Below are 24,989 nucleotides of genomic sequence, written 5' to 3' on the forward strand. Positions count from 1 at the left end.
GGCCACAGCGAGTTCATCGGCACCGGTGGCAGCCTGTACTACCTGCGGCACACCGACCTGTTGCCGGGATCGGACGTGGTGACGCTGGAGACGCGCAGCCGCACCACCGGCCGCACGGAAAACCGTGTGGTGCTGCAGCGTGGAGCCGATTACGAGATCGACGAGTTGCAGGGCCGTATCCTGTTGACCCGGCCGCTGGCGCAGATCAGTCGTGACAACAATCCCACGCTGACCCGAGATACGCCGCTGGACGGTTTCGAGCAGCGCTTGCTGGTGGATTACGAATGGGTGCCTTCCGGTTTTGGCGCCGATGAACTGACGGTTGGCCTGCGCGGCAAGCACTGGTTCGGCGATCACGTCGGGGTGGGCGCCACCTACGTGCAGGAGAACCGTGCGGGCGAGGACTACACGCTCAAGGGTGGCGACCTGACGCTGCAAGCCGGCAAGGGCACCTACATCAAGGCCGAGTACGCACAGACCGAATCGTTCGGCGCGCCGGTGTTCTTCTCCAACAACGGCGGCCTGAGCTTCATCCAGCAGAACACCACCGCGTTGAACCGGAAGGGCGATGCGACCTCGCTGGAGGCCCGCGCCAATTTCAAGGAACTGGGCTGGACCGAGCAGGACTGGAGCGCGGGAGGCTGGTGGCGTCGCACGGATGCGGGATATTCCATTTCCCGCTACGACACCGGCCGTCCGGTGACCGAGTACGGCGCCGAGCTGTCAGGTCAGCTCAACCAGAACATTCGCCTGTACAGCCGCTACACCCGCTCCGAACGCGGCGCGGACACGCTGGTGCAGGCGCAAGCGACCCTGGAGTGGCGAACCAGCGAAGCAGGCACGCTGGGCCTTGAAGTGCGCCGCGTGAACGAAAACAGCAGCTACCTGGACGCCGTGGGCACGCTCGCGGCGATGAAGTACCAGTACCGCATCGGCAGCGCATGGGAACTGTACGGCGTTGCCCAGCTCACCGTGGACGATGATGGCGGCCGGTACGCCGACAACAATGCCTACACCCTGGGTACCAAGCACCTGTTCGGCAACAAATCCTCGGTAGGCGCCGAGGTGACTGACGGTGACCGCGGCAATGCAGCGAGCGTCAATGCCGAATATCGCGCTACGCCCGAGCATTCGTACTATGGAGGCTACACCCAGTCGACCGACACGATCGGATACGACTCGCTGTTCAATCCGCGGGCGCAGAACGGCTGGACGCTGGGACAGCGGTGGCGGCTGTCCAGCCAGGTCAACGTGTTCAACGAAAGCCAGTTCCTGAAACAACGGAACGACTCCGGGCTTGCGCACACCTTCGGTCTGGATTTCTACCCGGCCCGGGGCTGGAACACGGGTTTCACGCTGTCGGAAGGGAAGCTGGAAAATGCCGAGTCCGGCAGCGTGGTGGATCGCCGCGCGATCAGCGTGTCGGGTGGGCACACCTCGGCGGAGACCGACTGGCAGAGCAAGATCGAGTGGCGCGAGGACACCGGCGCGGAGCAGCGCGAGCAGTGGGTCAGCACTACGCGCCTGACCCATCGCTTCAGCGACAGTTGGCGCATCGCGGCCCGCCTCAACTACGCCGACACCGACGACAAGCTCAATCCGCAGCAAGGCGCCAAGTTCATCGAGAGCAACGTGGGTTTCGCCTATCGCCCATGGAACAGCCAGCGCTGGGGCGTGTTCGGCCGTTACACGTACCTGTACGACCTGGCGAGCATGGGGCAGCTGGGTGGTGCCAAGTACGACCAGCGTTCGCAGATCGTGTCGCTGGAAGGTGTGTACAAGCACGACCAGCACTGGGAGTTCGCCGGCAAGCTGATCCGCCGTGAAGGCGAGGTGCGCATGGGGCGGGGCACGGGCGTGTGGCTCGACTCGGCCACCACGTTCGCCGCGGTGCAGGCGCGCTACGAACTGCGAACGAAGTGGCACGCGCTGGGCGAGTACCGCTGGGTCGACGTGAAGGACGGCGGCGCACGGCACGGCTTCCTTGCGGGCGTGGATCGGGACCTCAACGCGCATTTCCGCCTTGGTGCCGGCTACAACTTCACGCGCTTCAGCGACGACATGACCGACTTCGATTACGACCACCGGGGCTGGTTCGTCAACATGACCGGTAGGTACTGATCGCTCGAACGGTCGGCACCATCACTGAAAAAGGAAAAAGCGGGCGATGGCCCGCTTTTTCCTTGGTGGTTCCCGACCTTTTCCGTAGCGATCGGCGCTGTTTGTCAGTCGCGCGACTGCAGCTTCGACAGCAGGCGCAGCAGTTCCAGATACAGCCACACCAGCGTGACCATCAGCCCGAACGCGCCGTACCACTCCATGTACTTCGGTGCGCCCTGTTCGACGCCGGTTTCGATGAAGTCGAAATCCAGCACCAGGTTCAGCGAGGCGATGACCACGACGAACAGGCTGAAGCCGATGCCGACCAGGCCGGATTCGTGGATCAGGGGGATCTTGATGCCGAAGAAGCCGAGCGCGATGGTCGCCAGGTAGACCAGCGCGATGCCGCCGGTGGCGGCGACCACGCCCAGCTTGAAGTTCTCCGTGGCCTTGATCAGCCCACTGCGATAGGCGAACAGCAGCGCGAACAGGATGCCGAAGGTCAACATCACCGCCTGCATCACGATGCCATCGGACTTTGCGTTATAGACCGCCGAGATCGCGCCCAGGAAAAAGCCTTCGACCAGTGCATACAGCGGTGCGGTAACGGGCGACCAGGTCTTCTTGAAGACGGTGATCAGCGCCAGCACCAGACCGCCGATGGCGCCGCCCCACATGTAGACCGCAAAGCCGGGAGCAGGCAGGCCGTCCGGCCCCAGCGCCTGGTTCCAGGAGAACGCGGCGGTCAGTACCGTCAGCAACAAGAGGATGCCGGTTTTGTTGATGGTGCCGTTCAGTGTCATCGCCTCGCCGTCGCGCGAGACCACCGTCCCGCTGCCAAGGTCGAGGAAGGTCGATTCCTTCAGTGCCGGATTGCCGCTGCGCATCATGGTTCCCTCATGTGGTTGCCGGACGTCTGTCCCCAGCGTGCGAGCATATCGCAGGCGGCGGTCGATCACGTTTCGTTTGACAGCTGGGCCGTGGATTCCGACAATACGCGACCTCGTTGGCGTCCAGACGCCACGCCGGGACCCTCGTCGGGGTATAGCGCAGTCTGGTAGCGCATCTGCTTTGGGAGCAGAGGGTCGGGGGTTCGAATCCCTCTACCCCGACCAGTCTGATGCACCGCCAGAGTGTGTTCCGGCAGGGCGGGGATGCGACAATCCGGACAGAGCGCCCGTAGCTCAACCGGATAGAGCACCGGCCTTCTAAGCCGGCGGTTACAGGTTCGAGTCCTGTCGGGCGCGCCACTCGTGGCGAACTTGGGCAGGAACAGCGGGTTTCAGTGGTGGATGTAGCTCAGTTGGTTAGAGCACCGGATTGTGATTCCGGGGGTCGCGGGTTCAAATCCCGTCTTCCACCCCATTGATGCAGGAATTCCGCTTCGCGGGGTTTGTAACAAGCAAGGGATGCGGGTACACTACGCGCCCAGTTTTTCGGGGCTGTTAGCTCAGTTGGTAGAGCAGTTGACTCTTAATCAATAGGTCCAAGGTTCGAATCCTTGACAGCCCACCAAAGCCGAAAAGCGCCCGGTCATCCCGGGCGCTTTTTTCTTGCCGGGTCAGGCAGGGCGATGGGTACAATGCGGCGACCTGCGAAAGTGGCGGAATTGGTAGACGCACTGGATTTAGGTTCCAGCGGGTAACCCCCGTGAGGGTTCGAGTCCCTCCTTTCGCACCATGCCGACGGCGACACCGGTCGCGTCGATGCCGCAAACCGGCCCCTGATGGCGTCCGTCGGAATCCTGATCTCCTCTGCCCGCTGGCAGCCTGCTGCGGAATCGGCGAAACTAGCAAGTTCCGCCAGGATGGGCCTTATGGCCGTGTCCCAGGCGCCCCGGATTATCAACATCGCCCCGGCAGTGCCGTGGCCGCAGGAGTCAGTGAGTATGCAAGTTTCGGTCGAATCGGTCGGCAACCTCGAGCGCCGCATGAGCTTCAGCCTGCCGGCGGAGCGTCTGGACACCCACATCGGCGGCCGCCTGCGCGAGTTGTCGCGTACCGCGCGCATCAAGGGCTTCCGCCCCGGCAAGGTACCGGCCAAGGTCATCGAGCAGCGCTTCGGCGAACAGGTTCGCGCCGAGGCCCTCGACGGCCTGCTGCGGGAAACTTTCAACAATGCGGTGCGCGAGCAGGACCTGCAGTTGGCCGGCAACCCGCGCATCGAGAAGCAGGGCGAGGGCGAGCTGGATTTCGTGGCGATGTTCGAGGTGGTGCCCGACTTCGGTGATGTCGACGTTGCCAAGCTCAACGTCATCCGCCACACGGCGGAGGTGGCCGATGCCGACATCGACCAGATGATCGACAACCTGCGCATGCAGCGCCGCACCTTCCAGGTCGTCGAGCGCGGTGCGAAGGATGGTGATCGCGTCGCCCTGGAAACCTGGTCGCAGGCGGGTGACGAACGTATGCCCGCTGAAGGCATCGAGAAGGGCGCCACCCTGATCGGCTCGGGCGTCATGTTCGGCGAGATCGAACAGGCCCTTATCGGCTTGGCGAAGGGCGACGAGAAGACGGTGACGGTGACGTTCCCGGCTGACTGGCGTGTGCCGCAGCTGGCGGGCCGCCAGGTCGACGTACACGTCAAGGTCACCGACGTGGCCGAGTCGGTGCTGCCCGAGGTCGATCGCGAGTTCATCCGCAGCTTCGGCGTGAAGAGCGGCGACGCCGAGCAGTTCCGCTCGGATATCCGCAGCAACCTCGAGCGCGAGCTGAAGGGCGCGCTGATGACCCGTCTGCGCCGTGAAGTGGGCGAGCAGCTGATTGCCGCCTACGCCCACGTCGAGATGCCGCCGCGCCTGGTCGAGAACGAGGCCCGCGTGATGGTCCAGCAGGCCGCCGAGCAGGCGCGCCGCCAGGGCCAGCAGGTGCAGATCCCCGACAATGCGCATGAAGGTTTCGCCGACGCTGCCCGCAAGCGCGTGCTCGTCGGCCTGCTGGTCGGTGAGGTCGCCCGCCGCAACCAGCTGCGCCTGGACCCGAAGCGCCTGAACGAGACGCTGCGCCTGATCGCCTCGACCTACGAAGAGCCGGAGCAGGTCATTGAGTTGTACCGCAACGACCCCCAGTTGATGAACAGTCTGCAGGGTCGTGTGATGGAAGAGCAGGTGATCGACTGGATCGCCGAGCGCGCCCAGCACACCGAGCAGGCGCTTTCCTTCCAGGAAGCCATCCGCAACTGAGCCGGGCGCCCGCCCGGGCAGAAGGTCCGGCTATCCTAGGCCGGACCTTCCCACGAACGACAGGCGCGAGAACCGATGAGCATTCAAACCCAAGCCCTCAACCTGGTGCCGATGGTGGTCGAACAGACCAGCCGCGGCGAGCGCGCCTACGACATCTATTCCCGTCTGCTGAAGGAACGCGTGATCTTCCTGGTCGGCGGCGTGGATGACCACGTGGCGAACGTCATCGTGGCGCAGATGCTGTTCCTCGAGGCCGAAAACCCCGAGAAGGACATCAGCCTGTACATCAACTCGCCCGGTGGCGTGGTGACGGCCGGCATGGCCATCTACGACACCATGCAGTACATCAAGCCGGACGTGAGCACGATCTGCGTGGGCCAGGCGGCCAGCATGGGCGCGCTGCTGCTGGCGGCCGGTGCGAAGGGCAAACGCTATGCGCTGCCGAACTCGCGCGTGATGATCCATCAGCCGCTGGGCGGCTTCCAAGGTCAGGCCACGGACATCGACATCCACGCCCGCGAGATCCTGACGCTGCGCGCGAAGCTGAACGCCATCCTGTCCCACCACACGGGCCAGTCGCTGGAAACCATCGAGCGCGATACCGAGCGAGACAACTTCAAGAGCGCAGCGGATTCGCAGGCCTACGGCCTGGTCGACCAGGTGCTCGAGCGTCGCCCGGACGATTCCATCCAGTCGGCCTGATCGCCCCGATTGCCCGCTTTTAAGGCGCAAATCCCCCTGTTCACGGACCCGGCTGACACGCCGGGGCCGTGTGCTATTCTCCGACCGCAAGCCCCCCCGGGCAGGTTGAGCGACCGAGTAATACCAGCATGAGCGAAGATCGTCAGGGCCGTTCCGGCGACAGCACCAAAATCCTGTACTGCTCGTTCTGCGGCAAGAGCCAGCACGAGGTCCGCAAGCTGATCGCGGGCCCGAGCGTGTTCATCTGCGATGAATGCGTCGAGCTGTGCAACGACATCATCCGCGAAGAGCTGGAAGAGAAGGCGCAGTCCGCCCGCAGCCACCTGCCCAAGCCGCGCGAGATCCTCGAGGTCCTGGACCAGTACGTGATCGGCCAGAACCGCGCCAAGCGGACGCTGGCAGTCGCGGTCTACAACCATTACAAGCGCATCGAGAGCCGCAGCAAGAACGACGAGGTCGAACTGGCCAAGTCGAACATCCTGCTCGCAGGCCCGACCGGTTCGGGCAAAACGCTGCTCGCCGAGACGTTGGCGCGCCTGCTCAACGTGCCGTTCACCATCGCCGATGCCACCACGCTGACCGAGGCCGGTTACGTGGGCGAGGACGTGGAGAACATCATCCAGAAGCTGCTGCAGAAGTGCGACTACGACGTCGACAAGGCGCAGCAGGGCATCGTCTACATCGACGAGATCGACAAGATCTCGCGCAAGAGCGAAAACCCCTCGATCACCCGCGACGTGTCCGGCGAAGGCGTGCAGCAGGCGCTGCTGAAGCTGATCGAAGGTACCGTCGCCAGCGTGCCGCCGCAGGGCGGTCGCAAGCATCCGCAGCAGGAATTCCTGCAGGTCGACACCAAGAACATCCTGTTCATCTGCGGCGGCGCATTCGCCGGCCTGGACAAGATCATCCAGCAACGTAGCACCGAGGCCAGCGGCATCGGTTTCGGTGCGAAGGTGAAGAGTTCCGAGAAGAAGCCGGAAATCGGCAAAGTACTATCGGAAGTCGAGCCCGAAGACCTGATCAAGTTCGGCCTGATTCCCGAGTTCGTCGGCCGCTTGCCGGTGGTCGCCACGCTGGAGGAACTGGACGAGACCGCGTTGGTCAAGATCCTGACCGAGCCGAAGAACGCCATCACCAAGCAGTTCAAGAAGCTGTTCGAGATGGAGGGCGTGGAGATCGAGTTCCGCCCGGATGCGCTGTCGGCGATCGCCCGCAAGGCGCTCAAGCGCAAGACCGGCGCACGCGGCCTGCGCACCATCGTCGAGTCGGTGCTGCTGGACACCATGTATGAGCTGCCTTCGCTGGAAAACGTCAGCAAGGTGGTGGTCGACGAATCGGTCATCGAGCACAAGTCGGAGCCGTATCTGATCTACCAGAATCCGCCGGCACCGAAGGTCGCTTCAGCGGAGTGATCCGGCCGCAGGTTTCATCTGACAGGCGCCCTCGTGGCGCCTGTTCAGTTTCAGGAGTTCGCCCGCAAGTGACCGACTCCGTCGAGGTTTTGGCGACGCTCTTGCATCCCTGGCGCGATGGCCCCATAACGGGCCCATTGGTGCTTGCGCACCCCGTATTTTTACCTTCGCTGGAGCCCCCATGCCCCGCCGTCCCCAGACTGAAATCCTCGACCTGCCGGTGCTTCCGCTACGCGACGTGGTGGTGTTCCCGCATATGGTCATCCCGCTGTTCGTGGGGCGTGACAAATCCATGCGTGCGCTGGAACAGGCGATGGAAGCCGACAAACGCATCATCCTGCTGGCGCAGAAGTCCGCCGAGACCGACGATCCCGTGGCGGCTGACATGTACACCGTCGGTACGCTGGCGCAGGTGCTGCAGCTGCTGAAACTGCCGGACGGCACGATCAAGGTATTGGTCGAGGGCACCGCGCGCGTCAGCGTGTCCAACGTGGTCGAGCGTGATGGTTCGCTTTACGGACAGGGCGAAGAGATCGATTCGACCGATGGCCGCGAGGCGCGCGAAATCGAGGCCGTGGCGCGTTCGCTGATGAGCCTGTTCGAGCAGTACGTGAAGACCAATCGGAAGCTTCCCCCCGAACTGCTGCAGACGCTTGCCGGCATCGACGAGCCCAGCCGGTTGGCCGACACCATCGCCGCGCACCTCGGCGCGCGCCTGAGCGACAAGCAGCGCTTGCTCGAGACCATTGAGGTCGGTGAGCGGCTCGAACTGCTGGTCGGATTCGTTGACGGCGAGATCGACGTGCAGCAGTTGGAGAAGCGCATTCGCGGCCGAGTGAAGTCGCAGATGGAGAAAAGCCAGCGCGAGTACTATCTCAACGAACAGATGAAGGCCATCCAGAAGGAGCTGGGTGAGCTGGACGAGGCGCCCAACGAGTTGGAAGAGCTGGCGCGCAAGATTGCCGAAGCCGGCATGCCCAAGTCCGTCGAAACCAAGGCGCGCAACGAACTCAACAAGCTCAAGCAGATGTCGCCGATGTCGGCGGAGGCTGCCGTCGTCCGCAACTACCTGGACTGGCTGCTGGGTGTCCCTTGGAACAAGCGCAGCAGGGTGCGTAAGGATCTGAAGGTCGCGCAAGACACGCTGGACGCCGATCACTACGGCCTGGAGAAGGTGAAGGAGCGCATTCTCGAATACCTCGCGGTCCAGTCGCGTGTGAAGAAGCTGCGTGGCCCGATCCTGTGCCTCGTGGGGCCACCGGGCGTCGGCAAGACGTCGCTGGGTCAGAGCATTGCCAAGGCGACCAATCGCAAGTTCGTGCGCATGTCGCTCGGCGGCGTGCGTGATGAGGCCGAGATCCGCGGGCACCGGCGGACGTACGTCGGTTCGATGCCCGGCCGCATCGTGCAGAACCTCAACAAGACAGGCAGCAAGAATCCGCTGTTCGTGCTGGACGAGATCGACAAGATGTCGATGGATTTCCGCGGCGATCCGTCGTCGGCCTTGCTCGAAGTGCTCGATCCGGAGCAGAACAACGCCTTCAACGACCATTATCTCGAAGTCGACCTCGACCTGTCCGAGGTGATGTTCGTCGCCACCTCGAATTCGTTGAACATTCCCGGTCCGCTGTTGGACCGTATGGAAGTCATCCGTATCCCGGGGTACACCGAGGACGAGAAGGTCAACATCGCACAGCGCTATCTCGTGCCGAAGCAGCTCAAGGCCAATGGGCTGAAGGTCGATGAGCTCAAGATCGCGGAGAGCGCGATCGGCGACCTCGTTCGCTATTACACCCGCGAGTCCGGCGTACGCAACCTGGAGCGCGAAATCGCCAAGATCTGCCGCAAGGTGGTGAAGGAGATCGCGCTGGGCGGCGCCAAGGCGCTGGCCCAGAAGAAGGGTTCCAGGTCCGCCACGATGCAGGTCAGTTCCAAGAATCTGGAAAAATACGCCGGCGTGCGCCGCTACGACTTTGGACGTGCGGAGGAGCAGAACGAGATCGGACTCGTCACCGGTCTGGCATGGACGGAAGTCGGTGGCGATCTCCTGCAGATCGAAGTCGCGCTGGTGCCCGGCAAGGGCGGCATGCTGTTGACCGGCCAGCTGGGTGACGTGATGAAGGAATCCGGTTCCGCCGCGCTGTCCGTCGTGCGCAGCCGTGCGGTCAGCCTGGGCGTGGACGCGGAATTCCTGCAGAAGCAGGACGTGCACCTGCATGTGCCGGATGGCGCGACGCCGAAGGACGGCCCCAGTGCCGGCATCGCGATGGCGACGGCGCTGGTGTCGGCGCTCACCAGGAATCCCGTGCGTTCGGATGTCGCCATGACGGGTGAAATCACGCTGCGCGGCCGCGTCACTGCGATCGGTGGCCTGAAGGAAAAACTGCTGGCGGCGCTGCGTGGCGGCATCACCACGGTCATCATTCCCGATGAGAACAAGAAGGACTTGGCTGACATTCCCTCCAACGTCACCGAGGGCATGAAGATCGTGCCGGTGAAATGGATCGACGAGGTCCTGGATCTCGCGCTGGAACGCCCGCTCGCGCCCGTGCCAGCGACGGGCAGTGGCGGGGGTGAACGCGCGGTGCCGGCGACGAAGAAAGAGCGCGCCAAAGGGTCTCAGCAGCCCGGTGTGAAGCATTGAGTGAAGTGAATGGCGATGCGTGTCATCGCCCTGAAACCCGCGTCATTACAGGGTTTTCGGCTTGCGTGGCTTTTTTTGCGCTGGTATAACGGCGTCATCCGCATGCACGAGGCAGTGTCTCGATGCGCGTGGACACAACAACCGGTTTCCGTGAGGCAAGCGAAGCCCGAGGTTCCGGTCACTCATTCCGCGGTTGTGCCGCACAGGGAGTTACTCAATGAACAAAACCGAATTGATCGATGCCGTCGCCGACGAAGCTGAAGTGTCCAAGGCCGAAGCCGGCCGCGCTGTCGACGCCGTCATCTCCAGCATCACGAAGGCCCTCAAGAAGGGCGACACCGTGACGCTGGTCGGCTTCGGCACTTTCCAGGTCCGCAAGCGCGCTGCCCGCACCGGCCGCAACCCGAAGACCGGCGACACCATCAAGATCAAGGCCTCCCAGAACCCTGCGTTCAAGGCTGGCAAAGCCCTGAAGGATGCCGTAAACTAATCGACTCGCTGCCGATGGCAGGGTGCGGTCACCCGGGTGCTTAGCTCAGCGGTAGAGCGTCTCCCTTACACGGAGAGGGTCGGGGGTTCGAAACCCTCAGCACCCACCACATCGGGGCGATGTAAGTTAAAAATTTTGTTGGATGGTCTAGCGGAAAGCGCGCAAATCGTCTTACAATGTTCGTCTCAGCGGAGTGGTAGTTCAGTCGGTTAGAATGCTGGCCTGTCACGCCGGAGGTCGCGGGTTCGAGTCCCGTCCACTCCGCCATTTACACCCAGAAAGCCCGCGAAAGCGGGCTTTCTGCTGTGTCTTTCCAGCGATGGTCGATGGTCGGGCAGGAATCGACGTGTGGGTGTGCCGAAACCGCCGGGCGGCGAGACGCCGTTGTCGTGGCGCGCTAAACTTCGCGGCTGAAAGATTTCGAGCCTCGTGCACACATGCTGCAGAAACTCCGCGACAAAACCTCCGGCTGGATCGCCAGCCTGATCCTGGGTCTGCTGATCATCCCGTTCGCCTTCGTCGGCGTGAACGAGTACGTGACCGGCGGCACCGCCAGTGACGTGGCGCTCGTCGAGGCGCCGCCGACCTGGTGGGAATCCGCGCCGCAGTGGTGGCCGGTGTCCACGCTGTGGCAGCGCGAAGAGGTTACCCAGGAGGACTTCCGCGTGGCGTTCGAGCAGGCCCGCCAGCAACAGCGCCAGGCGCTGGGCGAGGCATTCGATCCGCGTGATTTCGAGAGTGCCGACAACAAGCGCAAGGTCCTGGATCAGTTGATCGACCAGAAGGTGCTGGCGCTGGGTGCCAAGCGCGCGGGTATCGTCGTGGGTGACGCTGCCGTGCAGAAGATGATCCTGGGCGAGCCGGCATTCCAGGTCGATGGCAAGTTCAGTCCCGAGCAGTACCAACTGCTGCTGTCGTCACAGGTGCCGGCGATCTCGCCGCTGCAGTTCGAGGAACAGCAGCGCGACCGCCTGCGGATGATGTTGCTGCCGCAGGCGATCGGTGAATCCGATTTCGTCACCGACAACGAGCAAGCGCGCATGTGGAAGCTGCTGGGCGAGACGCGTGACATCGGTATCGCGCTGTTGCCGCCGGTGGCCGTGGACACGGCACCGGTCAGCGACGCGCAGGTCAAGGCCTGGTACGACGGGCACAAGAACGACTTCAAGCAGCCCGAGCGCGTTTCACTGGAGTATCTGGAGATCAACGGCGCGACGTTGCCGGTTACGGCAGCGGCCGATGAAGCCGCGCTGCGCAAGCGATACGAGGCGGAGAAATCGCGCTTCATGTCGCCGGAACAGCGTGTCGTCGCGCACATCCTGATCGCCGCCGATGCGGGCGCCGATGCGGCCACGCAGAAGAAGGCCGAAGAGAAGGCTGCCGCGCTGGCCAAGCAGGCGCGCGAGGGTGCCGACTTCGCCGCGCTGGCGCGTGCGAATTCGGAGGATCCGGGTTCGAAGGACGCCGGTGGCGAGTTGCCGGCATTCGCCAAGGATGGTTCGATGGTCAAGCCGTTCGAGGATGCCGCTTTCGCCATGCAGGCAGGCGAGATCCGTGGCCCGGTCAAGAGCGATTTCGGCTACCACGTGCTGCTGCTTAAGCAGATCAATGCCGGTACGGGTCGCAGCTTCGAGGAAGTGCGTGGCGAGCTGGCGAATGAAGAGGCCAGCGGCGAGCGCGATCGCGCGTTCAATGAACTGGCCGGCCGTGTCGTCAACGAAACACTGAAGAACCCCACCGCGTTGGCGCCGGCCGCAGAAGCGACGGGCTTGCCGCTGCAGAAGATCGGTCCATTTTCGCGTGACCAGCCGCAAGGCATCGCGATGGTGCCGGCGGTGTTGCGCGCGGCGTTCTCCGACACGCTGGTGCAGGACGGCACGATCAGCGATCCGATCGAGGTGGCGCCGAATCACAGCGTCGTCATCCGCGTGTCCCAGCACACGCCCGAGCAGGCGCTGCCGCTCGACAAGGCGCGCGACGCCGTGGTGCTGGCGATCCGTGCGGACCGGCAGGAAAAGGTCGCGCTGGCCGCGGCGGATGCACTGATCGCTCGCGTGCAGAAGGGCGAGTCGCTGGCCGCGATCTCCACCGCAGACGGATTGCGCTTCAATGAATTGCCTGGCCTGCGCCGTGGCATGCCGATGCCGACGGCGGAGGCCAACGAGGCCATATTCGCGGCAGGCCGTCCTGCGGAAGGCAAGGTCATCGCCGGCAAGGTGGCGTTGGGCGATGGCGCCTACGCCATCTTCATCGTCAACAAGGTGGTCGACGGCGCGATCGCGGACATGCCCGCCGAAGAGCGGGCGACCATGCAGCAGCAGTTGGTGCAGCTCAATGGCGGTATCGCGACGCAGGCGTATGTGGATGCAATGCGCAAGCGCTTCAAGGTAAAGGTCTTCGAAGAGCGGCTCTGACGCTAGCGTCTCGGCTTCAATCGGAATCCCGCCGCAAGGCGGGATTCCTGTTTGTGGCGGTTGCGAGCGATGCTCAGTCGGCCTTGTCGACCAGTTCGAGCTTCATGCCAGGACGCAGTACCGCATTCCCCTGCAGGCCATTGATCTGCAGCAGGCGCGCCGGCGAGATCCCGTAGCGACGTGCAATCGTCCATGCGGACTCTCCGCTTTTGACGGTATGCGTGCGCGCCGCCGTGGCGGCGTCGCCGTCCGCGTTCGGCGTCGCCGGCGATGGCTTGGCGGTGGCCTGCGGTGATTCGACAACATCGTCAGTACCCGCGCTCGGTGCCAACAGGCGGATCGGCTTGCCTGCGCGGCTGAAGCGGCCGGCCAGCACGGGGTTGAGGCGCCTGAGTGGTGCAGCCGGTTGCTGCTGTACCTTGGCCCAAGCGTCGAGCGTGGCGTCGCCGGGCAGGACATGCGCCGCAAGGCGCGGCACGGGTCTATCCATCTGCCGGAGCCAGGCATCGCGATCATCGGCCTGCTGGAAGATGCAGGCGAGCGCGTGCAGCTTCTCCACGTAGGCATACGTGATGCCGGACAAGCCCGGGAGTTCTGCCGGCCGCGCATTGCGGGCGTTCATGCCAGCACGACGCATCGATTGCAGGACGCGGTATTCGCCGGCGTTGTAGGCCATCACCGCCAGGCGCCAGTCGCCGCCGAACATGCCATGCAGCGTCTTCAGGTAGCGGACGGCCGCCTGGGTGGAATCCACGGGAGACAGCCGGCCGTCATAACCCTCGCGCATCGGGATGCCGTGGTTGCGCGCAGTGATGCCGATGAACTGCCACAGCCCTGCTGGCCCCTGGGGATTGCGCGCGCCCGGTTTGTAGCCGCTCTCGACGAACGGAATCAGGGCGAATTCCGTGGGCAGGTGCGCCTCGCGCAAGGCATCCACCACATAACCGAACAGGGGCAGCACGTCGTCCTCGGCACGTGCGAGTTGGCCGGGTGCGTGGCTGAAATGCTTCTTCCAGCGGCCGTTGGTCGCTTCGCTGTCGCACTCCGGGTCGGCGAGTCCATCGCGGAAGCGCTGGTAGATTTCCAGACCGCTCCGCTGGTGGCTGGCGGGCAGGGTGGTGGGATCGAGAGGCGGTGCGGGCGGCACGGCCGGTGTCGCCGCCGGCACCGGCGGGTCGGCGGCGAGCGTCTCATGCGGCACCAGAGCCAAACCCGTCGCCACGAGGGCGAGGAACAATCGGTGGTATCGGTTCATGCGCGGAAATCGTTCTTCCATTGCCGCAGGGTGGCGAAGGTCTCCACCCGGTCGACAGGCGGTCGGCCGAGGCGATGGGTCACGGCGGCACGCACGGCCTCGCTGTCCACCCTCAGGAAGGGGTTGGTCAGCCTCTCGCTGGAGAGCGTGACGGGCAGGGTGGGTCGACCGGCCTGGCACATGGCACGGGCCTCCTCGATGCGTTCACGCAAGGCGGCATTGTGCGGATCGACGGCGTTGGCGAACGCGCCGTTGGCCAGCGTGTACTCATGGCCGCAGCAGACCAGCGACGAGGCCGGCAATGCGGCCAGGCGTTCCAGCGACGCCAGCATCTGCGCGGGGGTGCCTTCGAACAGGCGTCCGCAGCCGAGGCTGAACAACGTATCCCCGCAGAACAGGTGCTGCGGCCCCTCCGCACTGCCGCCGTGGAACGCGATGTGGCTGCGCGTGTGTCCCGGGACGGCGAGCACCGAGAGCTGCCAGTGTTTCACCTGTACCACGTCGCCATCGCCCACGCGGTGGCTCGCATCGGGAATCCGTTCGTCCTCGGGCGCGAATACCGGCAGCGTCGGCCATCGCGCGCGCAGCGCGGCGACACCGCCCGCATGATCGGCGTGATGATGGGTGATCAGGACGGCGGCGGGCCACAGGCCGTTGCCCGTGGCCGCCAGCACGGGCGCCGCGTCGCCGGGGTCGATGACCAAGGCGTCGCCATCGTCGTCGACCAGCGCCCAGATGTAGTTGTCCTCGAACGCAGGCAGGGCGAGCAGACGCATCGGGGAAAGGGCTCCGGGCGGGGGGCGGACGCCCGGGTGCGGCGTCCTCTACAATCCGAACATGCCTGCGTTCGCGTTTACCCGTCAACCCGATGCCCTGGCGTGGTTCGGGTCCGACCGCGGTGGACCGATCCTCGCCTCCGAGCATGCCCGTATCAGCCAGGCGCTCACCAGCCGCACCCCGCAACCATGGCTGTGGGTATCGCCGGACGGGGCCGCCCCCCCGCAAACGGCTGGTGTCCCAGCGACACGGGGGCTTCGGCTGCGGGCAACCGCCGCGTCCCACCATCTGGCGGGACAGGTGCGGTGCGGACTGCCCTTGCCACTGCCCACCGAGGCCATGGGCGTGATCGTGTTGCAGCACGTGCTGGATGCGGGGGACCCGCAGCCCCTGCTGCAGGAATGTGCCCGGGTGCTTGAGCCCGGGGGCCGCCTGTGGCTGTTCGTGCTGAATCCGTGCAGTCCTTACCGTCTGCGTTGGCGCGGCGCCGGGTTGGCACCACGGGCATTGGCGCAGTGGCGCCTGCAACTGGCGGCCGCCGGTCTGGTGGCGGCCGAGCATGTCCTGCATTACGGGCCGGTCTGGCGAGGCGTGCCCGCCGCGCCCGGTCACGGGCCTGCGCCCTTCCGCGCCGCGCGTCTGATCGAAGCAGAGAAGCGCGTCGCGGGCTTCATTCCCCCCTCACCCGTGAGGCGAGCGTGGCGCACCGCGCCCGCCGCCTGACGTTGCAACCACGAGCATCCATGAAACAGATCAGCATCCATACCGACGGCTCCTGCCTCGGCAATCCGGGCCCCGGTGGCTGGGCGGCCCTCCTGCGCTATGGCGAAAAGGAGCGCGAAGTGGTCGGCGGAGAGGCACAGACCACCAACAACCGCATGGAACTGATGGCGGCCATCGCGGCACTGGAAGCGCTGACCGAAGGCTGCGAGGTCACGCTGCACATCGATTCGCAGTACGTCCGCCAGGGCATCACCGAGTGGATGCCGGGCTGGGTGCGACGCGGCTGGAAGACCGCCGGCGGCGATCCCGTCAAGAACCGCGATCTCTGGGAGCGCCTGCATGCGGCCACCGGCCGCCATCGCATCGACTGGAAGTGGGTCAAGGGCCACAACGGCGACCCCGACAACGAGCGTGTGGATGTGCTGGCCCGCAACGCGGCCGTGCGGTTCCGCAACGGGGCGGTGGCGTGATTGCACTGGTGTCGCCTGGCCAGGTCGTTGCGGAGACGGCACGCCTGCGCCTGCATGCGATGTCGGATCGCGATGATGCCGACGTGGCGCTGATGTTGGAACTGCTCAACGACCCTGCCTTCATTCGCCACATCGCCGACCGCGGCGTGCGCACGCTGGAACAGGCGCGCGACTACCTCCGCAACGGCGCGCTGCGAAGCTATGCAGAACATGGTTTTGGCATGTATGCGATCGAGCGCACCGACACCGGTGCGCTGATCGGCAACTGCGGACTGGTCCGCCGCGAAGGGTTGGACGGTCCTGACCTGGGCTATGCGCTGCTGCCGGGGCACGCCGGCCATGGCTTCGCGCACGAAGCGGCGCAGGCCGTCATCGCCGACGCCAGCGACCGGCTTGGCATCACCTGCCTGCGTGCCATCGTCAATCCGGATAACGCGCCCTCGATCGGCCTGTTGCAGAAACTGGGATTCGAATTCGACAAAATGATCGTGTTGCCGCACGTCGCGCACCCGCTCGACCTGTTCCACCTGCACCTGTCCACGGAAGCCGCCGCCTGATGCGCCAGATCATCCTCGATACCGAAACCACCGGCCTGGAGTGGAAAAAGGGCAATCGCGTGGTCGAAATCGGCTGCGTGGAGCTGCTGGAGCGCCGGCCGACCGGGCGCACCTACCACCAGTACATCAATCCCCAGCGCGAATTCGAGCAGGGTGCGGCCGAGGTCACCGGCCTCAGCCTGGAATTCCTGTCCGACAAACCGTTGTTTGCCGCGATCGCCGACGAATTCCTGGCCTTCATCGATGGCGCGGAACTGGTCATCCACAACGCGGCGTTCGACGTGGGCTTCCTCGACTACGAATTGTCGCGGCTTGGCGAGCCCTACGGCCGCCTGGCCGACCGGGTCACGGTCGAGGATTCGCTGTTGCTGGCGCGGCAACGCTTCCCCGGCCAGCGCAACTCGCTGGATGCGCTGTGCAAGCGCCTGGGGGTCGACAACACCCACCGTCAGCTTCACGGCGCGCTGCTGGATGCCCAGTTGCTGTGCGAGGTCTACCTCTACCTCACGGCGGGCCAGCGCGAGATCGGCTTCGGCGGGACGGAGGACGCAACGTCCGGCGCGCCGGCGGCGATGGCCCACCAGTTCGACCCGTCGGCCGTGGGCGCGCGCCCGAGAGTGAGCGCGTCCGTGGACGAACTCGCGGCGCATGAGGCCCGGCTTGCGACATTGAGGAAGAAGGCGGGTGGCCGCTGCCTGTGGGACCCGCCGGTGTTCGAGGCCGGTTGACCGACTCCAGCTGAATCAGTGGCAGCGCACCAGGATGGCGGTGACGTTGTCCGAACCGCCGCCGTCCAGCGCCGCCGCGATCAGCGTGTCCACGCATTCCTGCGCGCTGCAGTCGTCGTGCTTCAGCGTGGCGGCGATGCTGGGATCGTCCACTTCCTCGGTCAGGCCGTCGCTGCACAGCAGCAGTTGCATGCCGGGACGCAGCTCGCCGGTCATCGTTTCCACATTGAGGTGGTTGGGGTCGGTGACCCCCAGCGCCTGGGTGACGACGTTGCGGTGCGGGTGCGTGCGTGCCTGTTCGTTGGTCAGGGCACCTTGGGCGATCAGTTCCTGCACGTAGCTGTGGTCCTGGCTCAGCTGGGCAAGATGGCCTTCGCGCCACAGGTAGGCGCGGCTGTCGCCGACCCACGCTACTTCGAAGCGGTTGCCCTGGATGCGGGCAGCCACGACGGTGGTGCCCATCGGCAGCGTGTCGTTGCGGCGGCGGGAGGTACGGATGATTTCCTCATCGGCGATCCGGATCGCCTGGGCGAGCGGGGTGCCGTCGCGGATCTCCCGCACGATCGTTTCGCGTGCCAGCGCGCTCGCCACCTCGCCGCAGGCGTGGCCGCCCATGCCATCGGCCACCAGCCACAGGCCCAGCTCGCTGTCGCCATAGTAGGTGTCTTCGTTCAGCTCGCGCCTGAGGCCGACGTGGGAGATGTGGCCGAATTCGATCATGGTGCCCTGTTCTGTGCGGACGGCGTTTTCCTATCCGCTCATACGCAATGATCCGGTCGAACAGGACATCGGACAAGGCTGAGGTCGCCATCGCACCCGTCGGAGTTCATCGACGTGGAGGGCATGTGAGGCGGCGAACGGTCGCCCTCGGTGTCCTGCGCTTGTCCGGATGCGGTCCGCCACGTATCATTCACGCCCCGGGGAAGCCCGGGGCCACCGGAGAGGTGGCAGAGTGGTTGAATGTACCTGACTCGAAATCAGGCATACGTTAATAGCGTATCGAGGGTTCGAATCCCTCCCTCTCCGCCAGTTGCAAGAAGGCCCCCGCAAGGGGGCTTTTGCGTTTCCGGCGTCACGCCGTGCGTGCTGCGGGTGCCCGTTGCGGTGGCAGCGCCTAGAATGACCGTCTTTCGCCGGAGCCCCTCATGTCCGAGATCCTCGTCCCCGTGTCCTTCGGTGAGTTGCTGGACAAGATCGCCATCCTGCAGATCAAGTCAGAGCGGATGAGCGATCCCGCCAAGCTGGCCCATGTGCGCGATGAGCTGTCCGCGCTGGAGACCAGCTGGATGGCGCATCCGGTGGCCGGTCACGACATCGTCGAGCTGCGCGTCCAGCTGAAGGCGGTCAACGAGCGCCTGTGGGTCATCGAGGATGACGTGCGATTGAAGGAGAAGGCACAGGCGTTCGACGACGACTTCGTCCGCCTGGCCCGCAGCGTGTATGTGGAGAACGACGAGCGCGCCCGCATCAAGAAGGCCATCAACCTGGCGCTGGGCTCCAGCTACGTGGAAGAGAAGTCCTACCAGGACTACCGCGCCGCCGGCGCAGCCTGACGATCCGGATTCACGCGCCCAGATCGTTCCGGCGCCGCTCGAAGGCGGCGATGCCGTCGTCCACCGTGATCAGGTCCATCACGCCGTCGTGTTCGATCTTGGTGCCCCACGTCAGGTCGGCTGACGGCTTTCCCTTGTAGCGGCGCGCGGCGTCGTCATAGCGGTCCACGCAGTAGCGCACGCTGGAGTAGGGGCCGCTGCGGTGTGGATTGCTGGCCGCGTGCAGGCCGAGCACCGCGCTGCCCATGGCGTTGGCGATGTGCATGGGGCCCGAGTCCGGCGTCATCACCAGGTCGGCACGCGCCAGCAGCGCAGGCAGTTGCTTCAGCGTGTCCTTGCCGACCAGGTCCAGCACCGGTGCGCGCATGGTGGCGCCGATCGCGTCGGCGGTCTGTCGCTCCAGATCGCTACGCCCCCCGCACAGCACGATGCGCCACCCCTGTGCCGCGGCGTGGTCGGCGACCGCCGCGTAGCGGTCGGCAAACCAGTTGCGGCGGACATGGCTGGAGCAGGGCGAAATCACCAGCGTGCGCTTTCCATCCTCGGGCCATTGCGCCGCCGCCCACGCATGCGCGTCGGCAGGCACCGGCAGGTCCCACACGACCGAAGTCTGCTTCAACCCCAGCGGTTCGCAGAAGCTGCCCATCGCGTCCAGCACATGGATGCCGGGGCGGTCGGGAATGCGTTCGTTGATCACCAGTCCGTGCAGGTCCTTCGAGCGGCTGCGGTCGTAGCCGATCCGCCGCCGGGCGGGGATGAAGGCCGACAGCAGGTTGGCCCGCAGGGCCACCTGCATCTGCAGGAGTGCATCGAAACGGCCGGCGGGCAGTTCGCGGCGCAATGCGCGCATGCCGGCCAGCCCGGTCTTCTTGTCGTACGTGTGGAAGGTCACGCCAGGGAGACCTTCAAGCAGCTTGAAGCCGCCCTTGTCGATCACCCAGTGCAGGCGAAGTTGCGGCCAATGGCGTTGCAGTGTGCGCACCAGCGGCACGACATGGGTCACGTCGCCGAGGGCGGACAAGCGCAGCAGGCACAATGAGGGGGGAATCGTGGACAAGTGTTGCTAGACTCGCTGGATGGTCGGTTTTGACGCCTCGGAATCCCTGACGCCGTTCCGCGAAGGCAGCGGATACGGTGCGATTCTGTTCGACCGCAAACACCTGCGGCAAGTGGATCCCGAGTGGTTCCTGCCGGAGAAGTGGGGTGAGCGCGCCCGTCCGGTCGACAGCGGCGGACGTGGCAGCGCCTGGTTCATCGACGCGCCCTCCAGCCAGTGCGTGCTGCGCCATTATCGACGTGGCGGCCTGGCGGCGCGCTTCAGCCAGGACCGCTACCTCTGGCATGGGCCCGACAAGACCCGCAGTTTCGCCGAGTTCCGGTTGATGCGTGCGCTGCTGGCGCGTGGCTTGCCGGTACCGCGGCCGGTCGCGGCGAGCTACGTGCGAGACGGCATGTTCTACCGCGCCTCCATCCTGATGGAGCGGCTGCTGGACGTGCGTACGCTGGCCGACGTCGCCCAGCAGGCCGAGGGCCACGCGCCATGGGAAAGCACGGGCCGGTTGGTGGCCCGCTTCCATCGCGCGGGCCTGGACCATGCCGACCTCAACGCGCAGAACGTGCTTTTCGATGGCAGCGGGCATGGCTGGTTGATCGATTTCGATCGGGGCCGGCTGCGTATCCCGGCGACTGCCTGGCGCGAGCAGAACCTGGCGCGGTTGAGGCGCTCCCTGCTCAAGTTGCGCGGCGCACGCAGCGAAGAGGCGGTGGGACACGATTTCGCCCACTTGCGCCGTGCCTACGACCACGCTTGGTCGCGGGGCTACTGACATGGGCTGGACGTTGCGATTCCTGGGCGTGGGCAATGCCGGTGCCGTCGAGCTGGGGTCGGCGATGGCGACGCTGGAACGGAATGGTGCGCCGTGGCTGACGATCGACTGTGGTGGTGAAGGGCTGACCGCGTACGAGGCCCGTTACGACGGCATGCCCGATGCCGTCTTCATCACCCACCTGCACCTGGATCATGTCGCCGGCATGGAGCGCCTGTTCGTGGCCAGCTATTTCGATGAAGCGCGACGCGGCAAGGTGCGTCTGTATGTGCCGGCGCCGTTGGTGCCGCTGCTGCACCAGCGCATCGCCAGCTATCCGAACGTGCTGGCGGAGGGCGGGGCGAATTTCTGGGACGCGTTCCAGCTGATCCCGGTGGGCGATGCGTTCTGGCATGACGGGCAGCGTCTTGAGGTATTCCCGGTGCGCCACCACTGGCCCGACACGGCCTTCGGCCTGCGCCTGCGCGGCAGCGTGGTGTGGACCGGCGATACGCGACCGATTCCTGAAATGCTCGCGCGTCATGCCGATGCCGGCGAGGTGATCGCCCACGACTGCGCCCTGCACGGTAATCCCTCGCACAGTGGCATCGACGACCTGCAGCGCGAGTACCCGGCGGCGTTGCTCGCCCGGTGCGTGCTCTATCACTACGCCAGTGCGCAGGATGGCGAGAGCCTGCGCGCGCGCGGCTATCGCGTGGCGGCGGCGGGGGATGGCCTCGCCCTTGCCGATCCACAACCCATCCTGCTGCCGTGAATGCCTCGCTGCTGCCGCTGGATCGGCTGGGGCGGCCGCTGCACGACCTCCGCCTGTCGGTCATCGATGCCTGCAACTTCCGTTGCGGCTATTGCATGCCCGCCGACCGCGTGCCCGAGGACTATGGCACCGATGCCTCGCAGCGGCTGTCGTTCGATGAGATCGATACCCTTGTCCGCGTGTTCGTCAGACTCGGCACGCGCAAGCTGCGGCTGACCGGCGGCGAGCCGCTGTTGCGCAAGCGCCTGCCCGACCTGGTCCATCGGCTGGCAGGCATCCCTGGCCTCGACGATATCGCGCTGACCACCAACGGCGTGCTGCTCGCGCAGCAGGCGCGGGCACTGCATGACGCCGGCCTGCGACGCATCACCGTGAGCCTGGACGCGCTGGATCCACGGGTGTTCACGGACATGTCGGGACGACGCGGACAGGTGGGCACCGTGCTGGCCGGCATCGATGCCGCCGTCGCGGCGGGCTTCAGCCGCTTGAAGATCAACGCCGTCGTGCAGCGGGGTGTCAACGAGGACCAGGTATTGCCGCTGGTCGAGCACTTCCGTGGCACCGGGCACGTGGTCCGCTTCATCGAATTCATGGACGTGGGCGACAGCAACGACTGGCGTCGTGACCGCATGGTGCCGTCGTCGTCGCTGCGCGACATGATCGGAAGCCGCTGGCCGCTGCATCCGCTGCAGGCGGATTACCGCGGTGAAGTGGCCGAGCGTTACGGTTTCGACGACGGTGGCGGGGAAATCGGCTTCGTCAGTTCCGTCAGTACCCCGTTCTGCGGCGATTGCCATCGCGCGCGCGTTTCCGCGGATGGGCGCCTCTTCACCTGCCTGTTCGCCGCGGACGGCACCGACCTGCGCACCGCGCTGGCGTCGGGCGAAGATGCGCTGGCTGAGCACGTCGCCGGGCTGTGGGCCGCGCGCGACGATCGCTACAGCGAACTGCGCGGCCTGCCGGAAGTGCGGGACCGGCGACGCGTCGAGATGTATCTTATCGGCGGTTGACCGCCGCAGGATCCGCATGCCCCGCAACGCCCTGACCCATCTGGACGCCGAAGGCCGACCAGCCATGGTCGATGTGTCCGGCAAGACGGCAACGGCACGCGAAGCCATCGCCACCTGCCGCGTCCGCTTTCCCGCCGAGGTCGCGCGCCAGTTGAGGCGCAACGGATTGCGCAGCACGAAAGGCGGCATCGTCGATACGGCGATCATCGCCGGCACCATGGCGGTGAAGCGTACGCACGAGTTGATTCCGTTCTGCCATCCGCTGCCGATCGACGGCTGTCGCCTGACGGTCGACTGGGACGGCGACGCCACCTTGCGCATCGACTGCCATGTCCGCACCGTGCATCGCACCGGCGTCGAGATGGAAGCGTTGACGGGTGCCACCGTCGCCGCGCTCACGGTCTACGACATGTGCAAGGCGCTGTCGCATGCCATCGTGCTGGGGCCAGCGAAGCTGGTGGGCAAGCGCGGCGGCAAGCGCGACGTGGGGAAGGCGTGATGGCGGCCGTGACGCTGCTCTATTTCGCCAGCCTGCGCGAGCAGGCCGGCGTCGCCAGCGAGTCCATCCAGACGGACGCCGCCGATCTCGCCGGACTCTATGCCGATGTGCAGGCGAGGCACGGCATCGCATGGCCGCGCGAGCATCTGCGGGTCGCGGTCAATGGCGAGTTTGCGCGCTGGAGTGATGCGCTCGTGTCGGGCAGCGAGATCGCTTTCATCCCGCCCGTGAGTGGGGGCTGAGGATGCAGGACTTCCTGCTCTCCGACGTGCCGCTGGATCTTTCCGCACTGCGCGCGCAGGTGCTCGATGCGCGTGCGGGCGGTTACGCCAGTTTCGAGGGCTGGGTGCGTGACCACCACGGCGGCCGTGCGGTGGATGGACTCGACTACGAGGCTTACGCCGCGCTGGCGGAGCGTGAGGGCGCCCGCATCGTGGAAGAAGCCAAGGTCCGCTTCGACGTGATTGCCGCGTGTTGCGCGCATCGTGTCGGCGCGCTGGCCATCGGCGACCTGGCGGTGTGGGTGGGCGTGAGTGCCGCGCACCGCGGCGCGGCCTTCGATGCGTGCCGCTACATCATCGATGAGGTGAAGCGGCGCGTGCCGATCTGGAAACGCGAGCATTACCGCGAAGGCGATGCGGACTGGCTGCATCCGATGGCAGACGGGGTATGAACGGAATGCGGGTGTTTTCGTTGGCGATGCTGCTGGCGTTTCCGGCGATCTTCGCGCCAGCGGCCACGCAGGCGGCCGAACTGCTGGTGGGCAACAAGTCCGGGGACACAGTCTGGCGCCTGTCGTTGCGTGATGGACGCAAGGTGGGCGAGTTCCGCACCGGCGAAGCACCGCACGAGGTCGCCGTGGCACCGGATGGCCGAACGGCGGTGGTGACCAATTACGGCAACGCCAGGTCGGGCAGCACGCTGTCGGTGCTGGATCTGGTGGGCGGCAAGCCGACGCGCGCCATCGATCTCGGCCAGCATGGCGCGCCGCACGGGCTGCGCTTCCTGCCGGATGGCCAGCGCGTGCTGGTGACGACGGAAGCCTCGGCGAGCCTGCTGATCGTGGAGGTCGAGACGGGCGAGATCGAGCGCGAGATCGACGTCGGTGGCGGCACCGGCCACATGGTCGCCGTATCGGCTGACGGGCAGGTGGCTTACCTGACCAAGATCCAGGCCGGCACGCTGAGCAGGATCGACCTCCAGACCGGCATCAGGACCGTGGAGCGGCCCGCCGGGAAGGGCGCCGAAGGCGTGGCGATCCGCCCGGACGGCGCAGAGGTCTGGGTGACCAATCGCGAGGACGGCACGCTGACCGTGCACGATCCGCGCACGCTGGCGGTCAAGCGGCGGATGAGCAGCAAGGGATTTCCCATCCGCGTGGCGTTCTCGCCGGATGGCACGCAGGCGTTCGTGACCAATGCGCGTGCCGCGACGCTGGCCGTGTTCAATGCGCGCACGAAGGTGCCCGTGGCGACCGTATCGTTGTCGCGCGAGGACATGAGCTACCGGCCCACGATGCTGGGCAACGCCGCGTTGCCGATCGGCGTGGTGGTCGCCGCTGATCGTCCGCGGGCCTACGTGGCCCTCAGCGGAGGCGACCGCATTGCCGTCATCGATACACAGCGTTGGCAGGTGATCGATTACTGGGTCACCGGTCGCGAACCGGATGCGCTGGGCATCGTTGCGGATTAGTCGCGACCGCTCCCCTCCCGCAGCAGTACCGCTACGACGACAATGATGCCGTCGCAACGCAGGAATCAATAAATAGACGGTGCTGAAAAGGCGGTAGCCCCGCCGGCTGGCCTCGGCGCCCACCTCGATCGATACCGTTGCTGCCGCGCCCCACGATGCGTCCGTGACGATGTCGGTGATGCCGTCGCAACGGCAGGAATCA

General features: G+C 65.6%; 24 protein-coding genes and 8 tRNA genes. 27 read left to right on the plus strand and 5 right to left on the minus strand.

From position 1 onward, the window contains the following. Positions 1–2,121 (plus strand): porin family protein (locus AX730_RS19240; RefSeq protein WP_475277095.1); only part of this gene is annotated, 2,121 nt, incomplete at its 5' end. 104 nt (positions 2,122–2,225) lie between these two features. Here AX730_RS19240 and AX730_RS18005 read toward each other — a convergent pair. Continuing rightward, a complete protein-coding gene (locus AX730_RS18005; RefSeq protein ID WP_310160879.1) occupies positions 2,226–2,990 on the minus strand; it encodes a Bax inhibitor-1/YccA family protein in 765 nt (254 codons plus the stop codon). A gap of 148 nt (positions 2,991–3,138) precedes the next feature. Between AX730_RS18005 and AX730_RS18010 the strand changes: the two genes are divergently transcribed. From AX730_RS18010 to AX730_RS18070, 13 genes are all read left to right on the plus strand, one after another. Next, positions 3,139–3,215, plus strand: a tRNA-Pro gene (locus AX730_RS18010). A gap of 58 nt (positions 3,216–3,273) precedes the next feature. Beyond that, positions 3,274–3,350 (plus strand) — tRNA-Arg (locus tag AX730_RS18015). Between the two features lie 38 nt (positions 3,351–3,388). Continuing rightward, positions 3,389–3,465: transfer RNA gene (locus AX730_RS18020), tRNA-His, on the plus strand. A 74-nt stretch (positions 3,466–3,539) separates the two neighbouring features. Continuing rightward, positions 3,540–3,615 (plus strand) — tRNA-Lys (locus AX730_RS18025). A gap of 79 nt (positions 3,616–3,694) precedes the next feature. Further along, positions 3,695–3,780: transfer RNA gene (locus AX730_RS18030), tRNA-Leu, on the plus strand. Positions 3,781–3,988: 208 nt separating this feature from the next. After that, positions 3,989–5,281, plus strand: coding sequence for a trigger factor (tig, locus tag AX730_RS18035; protein ID WP_062358580.1), 1,293 nt, complete (start codon positions 3,989–3,991; stop codon positions 5,279–5,281). A gap of 75 nt (positions 5,282–5,356) precedes the next feature. After that, positions 5,357–5,983: an ATP-dependent Clp endopeptidase proteolytic subunit ClpP gene (clpP, locus tag AX730_RS18040; protein WP_062358581.1), complete on the plus strand. Its 627-nt coding sequence runs from the start codon at positions 5,357–5,359 to the stop codon at positions 5,981–5,983. Positions 5,984–6,111: 128 nt separating this feature from the next. Then, complete coding sequence (gene clpX, locus AX730_RS18045; RefSeq protein ID WP_062358582.1) at positions 6,112–7,395, plus strand: ATP-dependent Clp protease ATP-binding subunit ClpX; 1,284 nt, start codon at positions 6,112–6,114, stop codon at positions 7,393–7,395. Positions 7,396–7,576: 181 nt separating this feature from the next. Further along, positions 7,577–10,039 carry an endopeptidase La gene (gene lon, locus AX730_RS18050; protein WP_062358583.1) on the plus strand — a complete coding sequence of 821 codons (2,463 nt, stop codon included), beginning with the start codon at positions 7,577–7,579 and terminating at the stop codon, positions 10,037–10,039. A gap of 184 nt (positions 10,040–10,223) precedes the next feature. Continuing rightward, positions 10,224–10,529 (plus strand): HU family DNA-binding protein, encoded by a 306-nt coding sequence (locus tag AX730_RS18055; RefSeq protein ID WP_310163298.1) that lies wholly within the window; start codon positions 10,224–10,226, stop codon positions 10,527–10,529. Between the two features lie 34 nt (positions 10,530–10,563). After that, positions 10,564–10,638, plus strand: a tRNA-Val gene (locus AX730_RS18060). A gap of 81 nt (positions 10,639–10,719) precedes the next feature. Then, positions 10,720–10,796 (plus strand) — tRNA-Asp (locus AX730_RS18065). Positions 10,797–10,966: 170 nt separating this feature from the next. Continuing rightward, positions 10,967–12,943, plus strand: a complete 1,977-nt coding sequence (locus AX730_RS18070) for a SurA N-terminal domain-containing protein (protein ID WP_062358585.1) — start codon at positions 10,967–10,969, stop codon at positions 12,941–12,943. 73 nt (positions 12,944–13,016) lie between these two features. On the opposite strand, the gene AX730_RS18075 is transcribed toward AX730_RS18070, so the two are convergent. Beyond that, a complete protein-coding gene (locus AX730_RS18075) occupies positions 13,017–14,198 on the minus strand; it encodes a lytic transglycosylase domain-containing protein (RefSeq protein ID WP_062358587.1) in 1,182 nt (393 codons plus the stop codon). Next, a complete protein-coding gene (gloB, locus tag AX730_RS18080) occupies positions 14,195–14,974 on the minus strand; it encodes a hydroxyacylglutathione hydrolase (RefSeq protein WP_062358589.1) in 780 nt (259 codons plus the stop codon). The genes AX730_RS18075 and gloB overlap by 4 nt, the downstream gene beginning before the upstream one ends. Positions 14,975–15,293: 319 nt before the next feature. Between gloB and AX730_RS19445 the strand changes: the two genes are divergently transcribed. The 4 genes from AX730_RS19445 to dnaQ are packed head-to-tail and all read left to right on the plus strand — an operon-like array spanning position 15,294 to position 17,453. Beyond that, positions 15,294–15,698, plus strand: coding sequence for a methyltransferase domain-containing protein (locus AX730_RS19445; RefSeq protein ID WP_232310297.1), 405 nt, complete (start codon positions 15,294–15,296; stop codon positions 15,696–15,698). Positions 15,699–15,718: 20 nt separating this feature from the next. Beyond that, positions 15,719–16,168, plus strand: coding sequence for a ribonuclease HI (gene rnhA / locus AX730_RS18090; RefSeq protein ID WP_062358636.1), 450 nt, complete (start codon positions 15,719–15,721; stop codon positions 16,166–16,168). Further along, positions 16,165–16,725, plus strand: a complete 561-nt coding sequence (locus AX730_RS18095; protein ID WP_232310298.1) for a GNAT family N-acetyltransferase — start codon at positions 16,165–16,167, stop codon at positions 16,723–16,725. The genes rnhA and AX730_RS18095 overlap by 4 nt, the downstream gene beginning before the upstream one ends. Next, positions 16,725–17,453, plus strand: coding sequence for a DNA polymerase III subunit epsilon (gene dnaQ / locus AX730_RS18100; protein ID WP_062358592.1), 729 nt, complete (start codon positions 16,725–16,727; stop codon positions 17,451–17,453). The genes AX730_RS18095 and dnaQ overlap by 1 nt, the downstream gene beginning before the upstream one ends. Before the next feature lie 15 nt (positions 17,454–17,468). On the opposite strand, the gene AX730_RS18105 is transcribed toward dnaQ, so the two are convergent. Beyond that, positions 17,469–18,173 (minus strand): PP2C family protein-serine/threonine phosphatase, encoded by a 705-nt coding sequence (locus AX730_RS18105; RefSeq protein WP_062358593.1) that lies wholly within the window; start codon positions 18,171–18,173, stop codon positions 17,469–17,471. A 218-nt stretch (positions 18,174–18,391) separates the two neighbouring features. Between AX730_RS18105 and AX730_RS18110 the strand changes: the two genes are divergently transcribed. Both AX730_RS18110 and AX730_RS18115 read left to right on the plus strand, forming a co-directional pair. Beyond that, positions 18,392–18,482 (plus strand) — tRNA-Ser (locus AX730_RS18110). A gap of 116 nt (positions 18,483–18,598) precedes the next feature. Beyond that, on the plus strand, positions 18,599–19,006 hold the full coding sequence (locus AX730_RS18115) for a DUF6165 family protein (protein WP_062358595.1): 408 nt from the start codon (positions 18,599–18,601) through the stop codon (positions 19,004–19,006). Between the two features lie 10 nt (positions 19,007–19,016). On the opposite strand, the gene AX730_RS18120 is transcribed toward AX730_RS18115, so the two are convergent. Next, entirely contained in the window at positions 19,017–20,054 is a 1,038-nt protein-coding gene (locus tag AX730_RS18120) for a glycosyltransferase family 9 protein (protein WP_062358640.1), read from the minus strand. 28 nt (positions 20,055–20,082) lie between these two features. On the opposite strand from AX730_RS18120, the gene AX730_RS18125 reads away from it, so the two are divergent. The 7 genes from AX730_RS18125 to AX730_RS18155 are packed head-to-tail and all read left to right on the plus strand — an operon-like array spanning position 20,083 to position 24,787. Further along, a complete protein-coding gene (locus AX730_RS18125; RefSeq protein ID WP_062358597.1) occupies positions 20,083–20,832 on the plus strand; it encodes a 3-deoxy-D-manno-octulosonic acid kinase in 750 nt (249 codons plus the stop codon). A 1-nt stretch (position 20,833) separates the two neighbouring features. Then, on the plus strand, positions 20,834–21,586 hold the full coding sequence (locus tag AX730_RS18130; protein WP_062358599.1) for an MBL fold metallo-hydrolase: 753 nt from the start codon (positions 20,834–20,836) through the stop codon (positions 21,584–21,586). Beyond that, entirely contained in the window at positions 21,583–22,596 is a 1,014-nt protein-coding gene (gene moaA / locus AX730_RS18135) for a GTP 3',8-cyclase MoaA (RefSeq protein ID WP_062358601.1), read from the plus strand. Before AX730_RS18130 ends, moaA begins: the two co-directional genes overlap by 4 nt. Positions 22,597–22,612: 16 nt before the next feature. Further along, complete coding sequence (gene moaC / locus AX730_RS18140; protein ID WP_062358603.1) at positions 22,613–23,095, plus strand: cyclic pyranopterin monophosphate synthase MoaC; 483 nt, start codon at positions 22,613–22,615, stop codon at positions 23,093–23,095. Next, positions 23,095–23,337 carry a molybdopterin converting factor subunit 1 gene (gene moaD / locus AX730_RS18145; RefSeq protein ID WP_062358605.1) on the plus strand — a complete coding sequence of 81 codons (243 nt, stop codon included), beginning with the start codon at positions 23,095–23,097 and terminating at the stop codon, positions 23,335–23,337. Before moaC ends, moaD begins: the two co-directional genes overlap by 1 nt. Before the next feature lie 2 nt (positions 23,338–23,339). Then, on the plus strand, positions 23,340–23,768 hold the full coding sequence (locus AX730_RS18150) for a molybdenum cofactor biosynthesis protein MoaE (protein ID WP_062358607.1): 429 nt from the start codon (positions 23,340–23,342) through the stop codon (positions 23,766–23,768). Continuing rightward, positions 23,765–24,787 (plus strand): beta-propeller fold lactonase family protein, encoded by a 1,023-nt coding sequence (locus tag AX730_RS18155; RefSeq protein WP_157074346.1) that lies wholly within the window; start codon positions 23,765–23,767, stop codon positions 24,785–24,787. Before AX730_RS18150 ends, AX730_RS18155 begins: the two co-directional genes overlap by 4 nt. The last annotated feature ends 202 nt before the right edge of the window (positions 24,788–24,989 follow it).

The organism is Pseudoxanthomonas mexicana, assembly GCF_001556105.1.
In the GTDB taxonomy this organism is placed as follows: Bacteria; Pseudomonadota; Gammaproteobacteria; order Xanthomonadales; family Xanthomonadaceae; genus Pseudoxanthomonas_A; species Pseudoxanthomonas_A mexicana_A.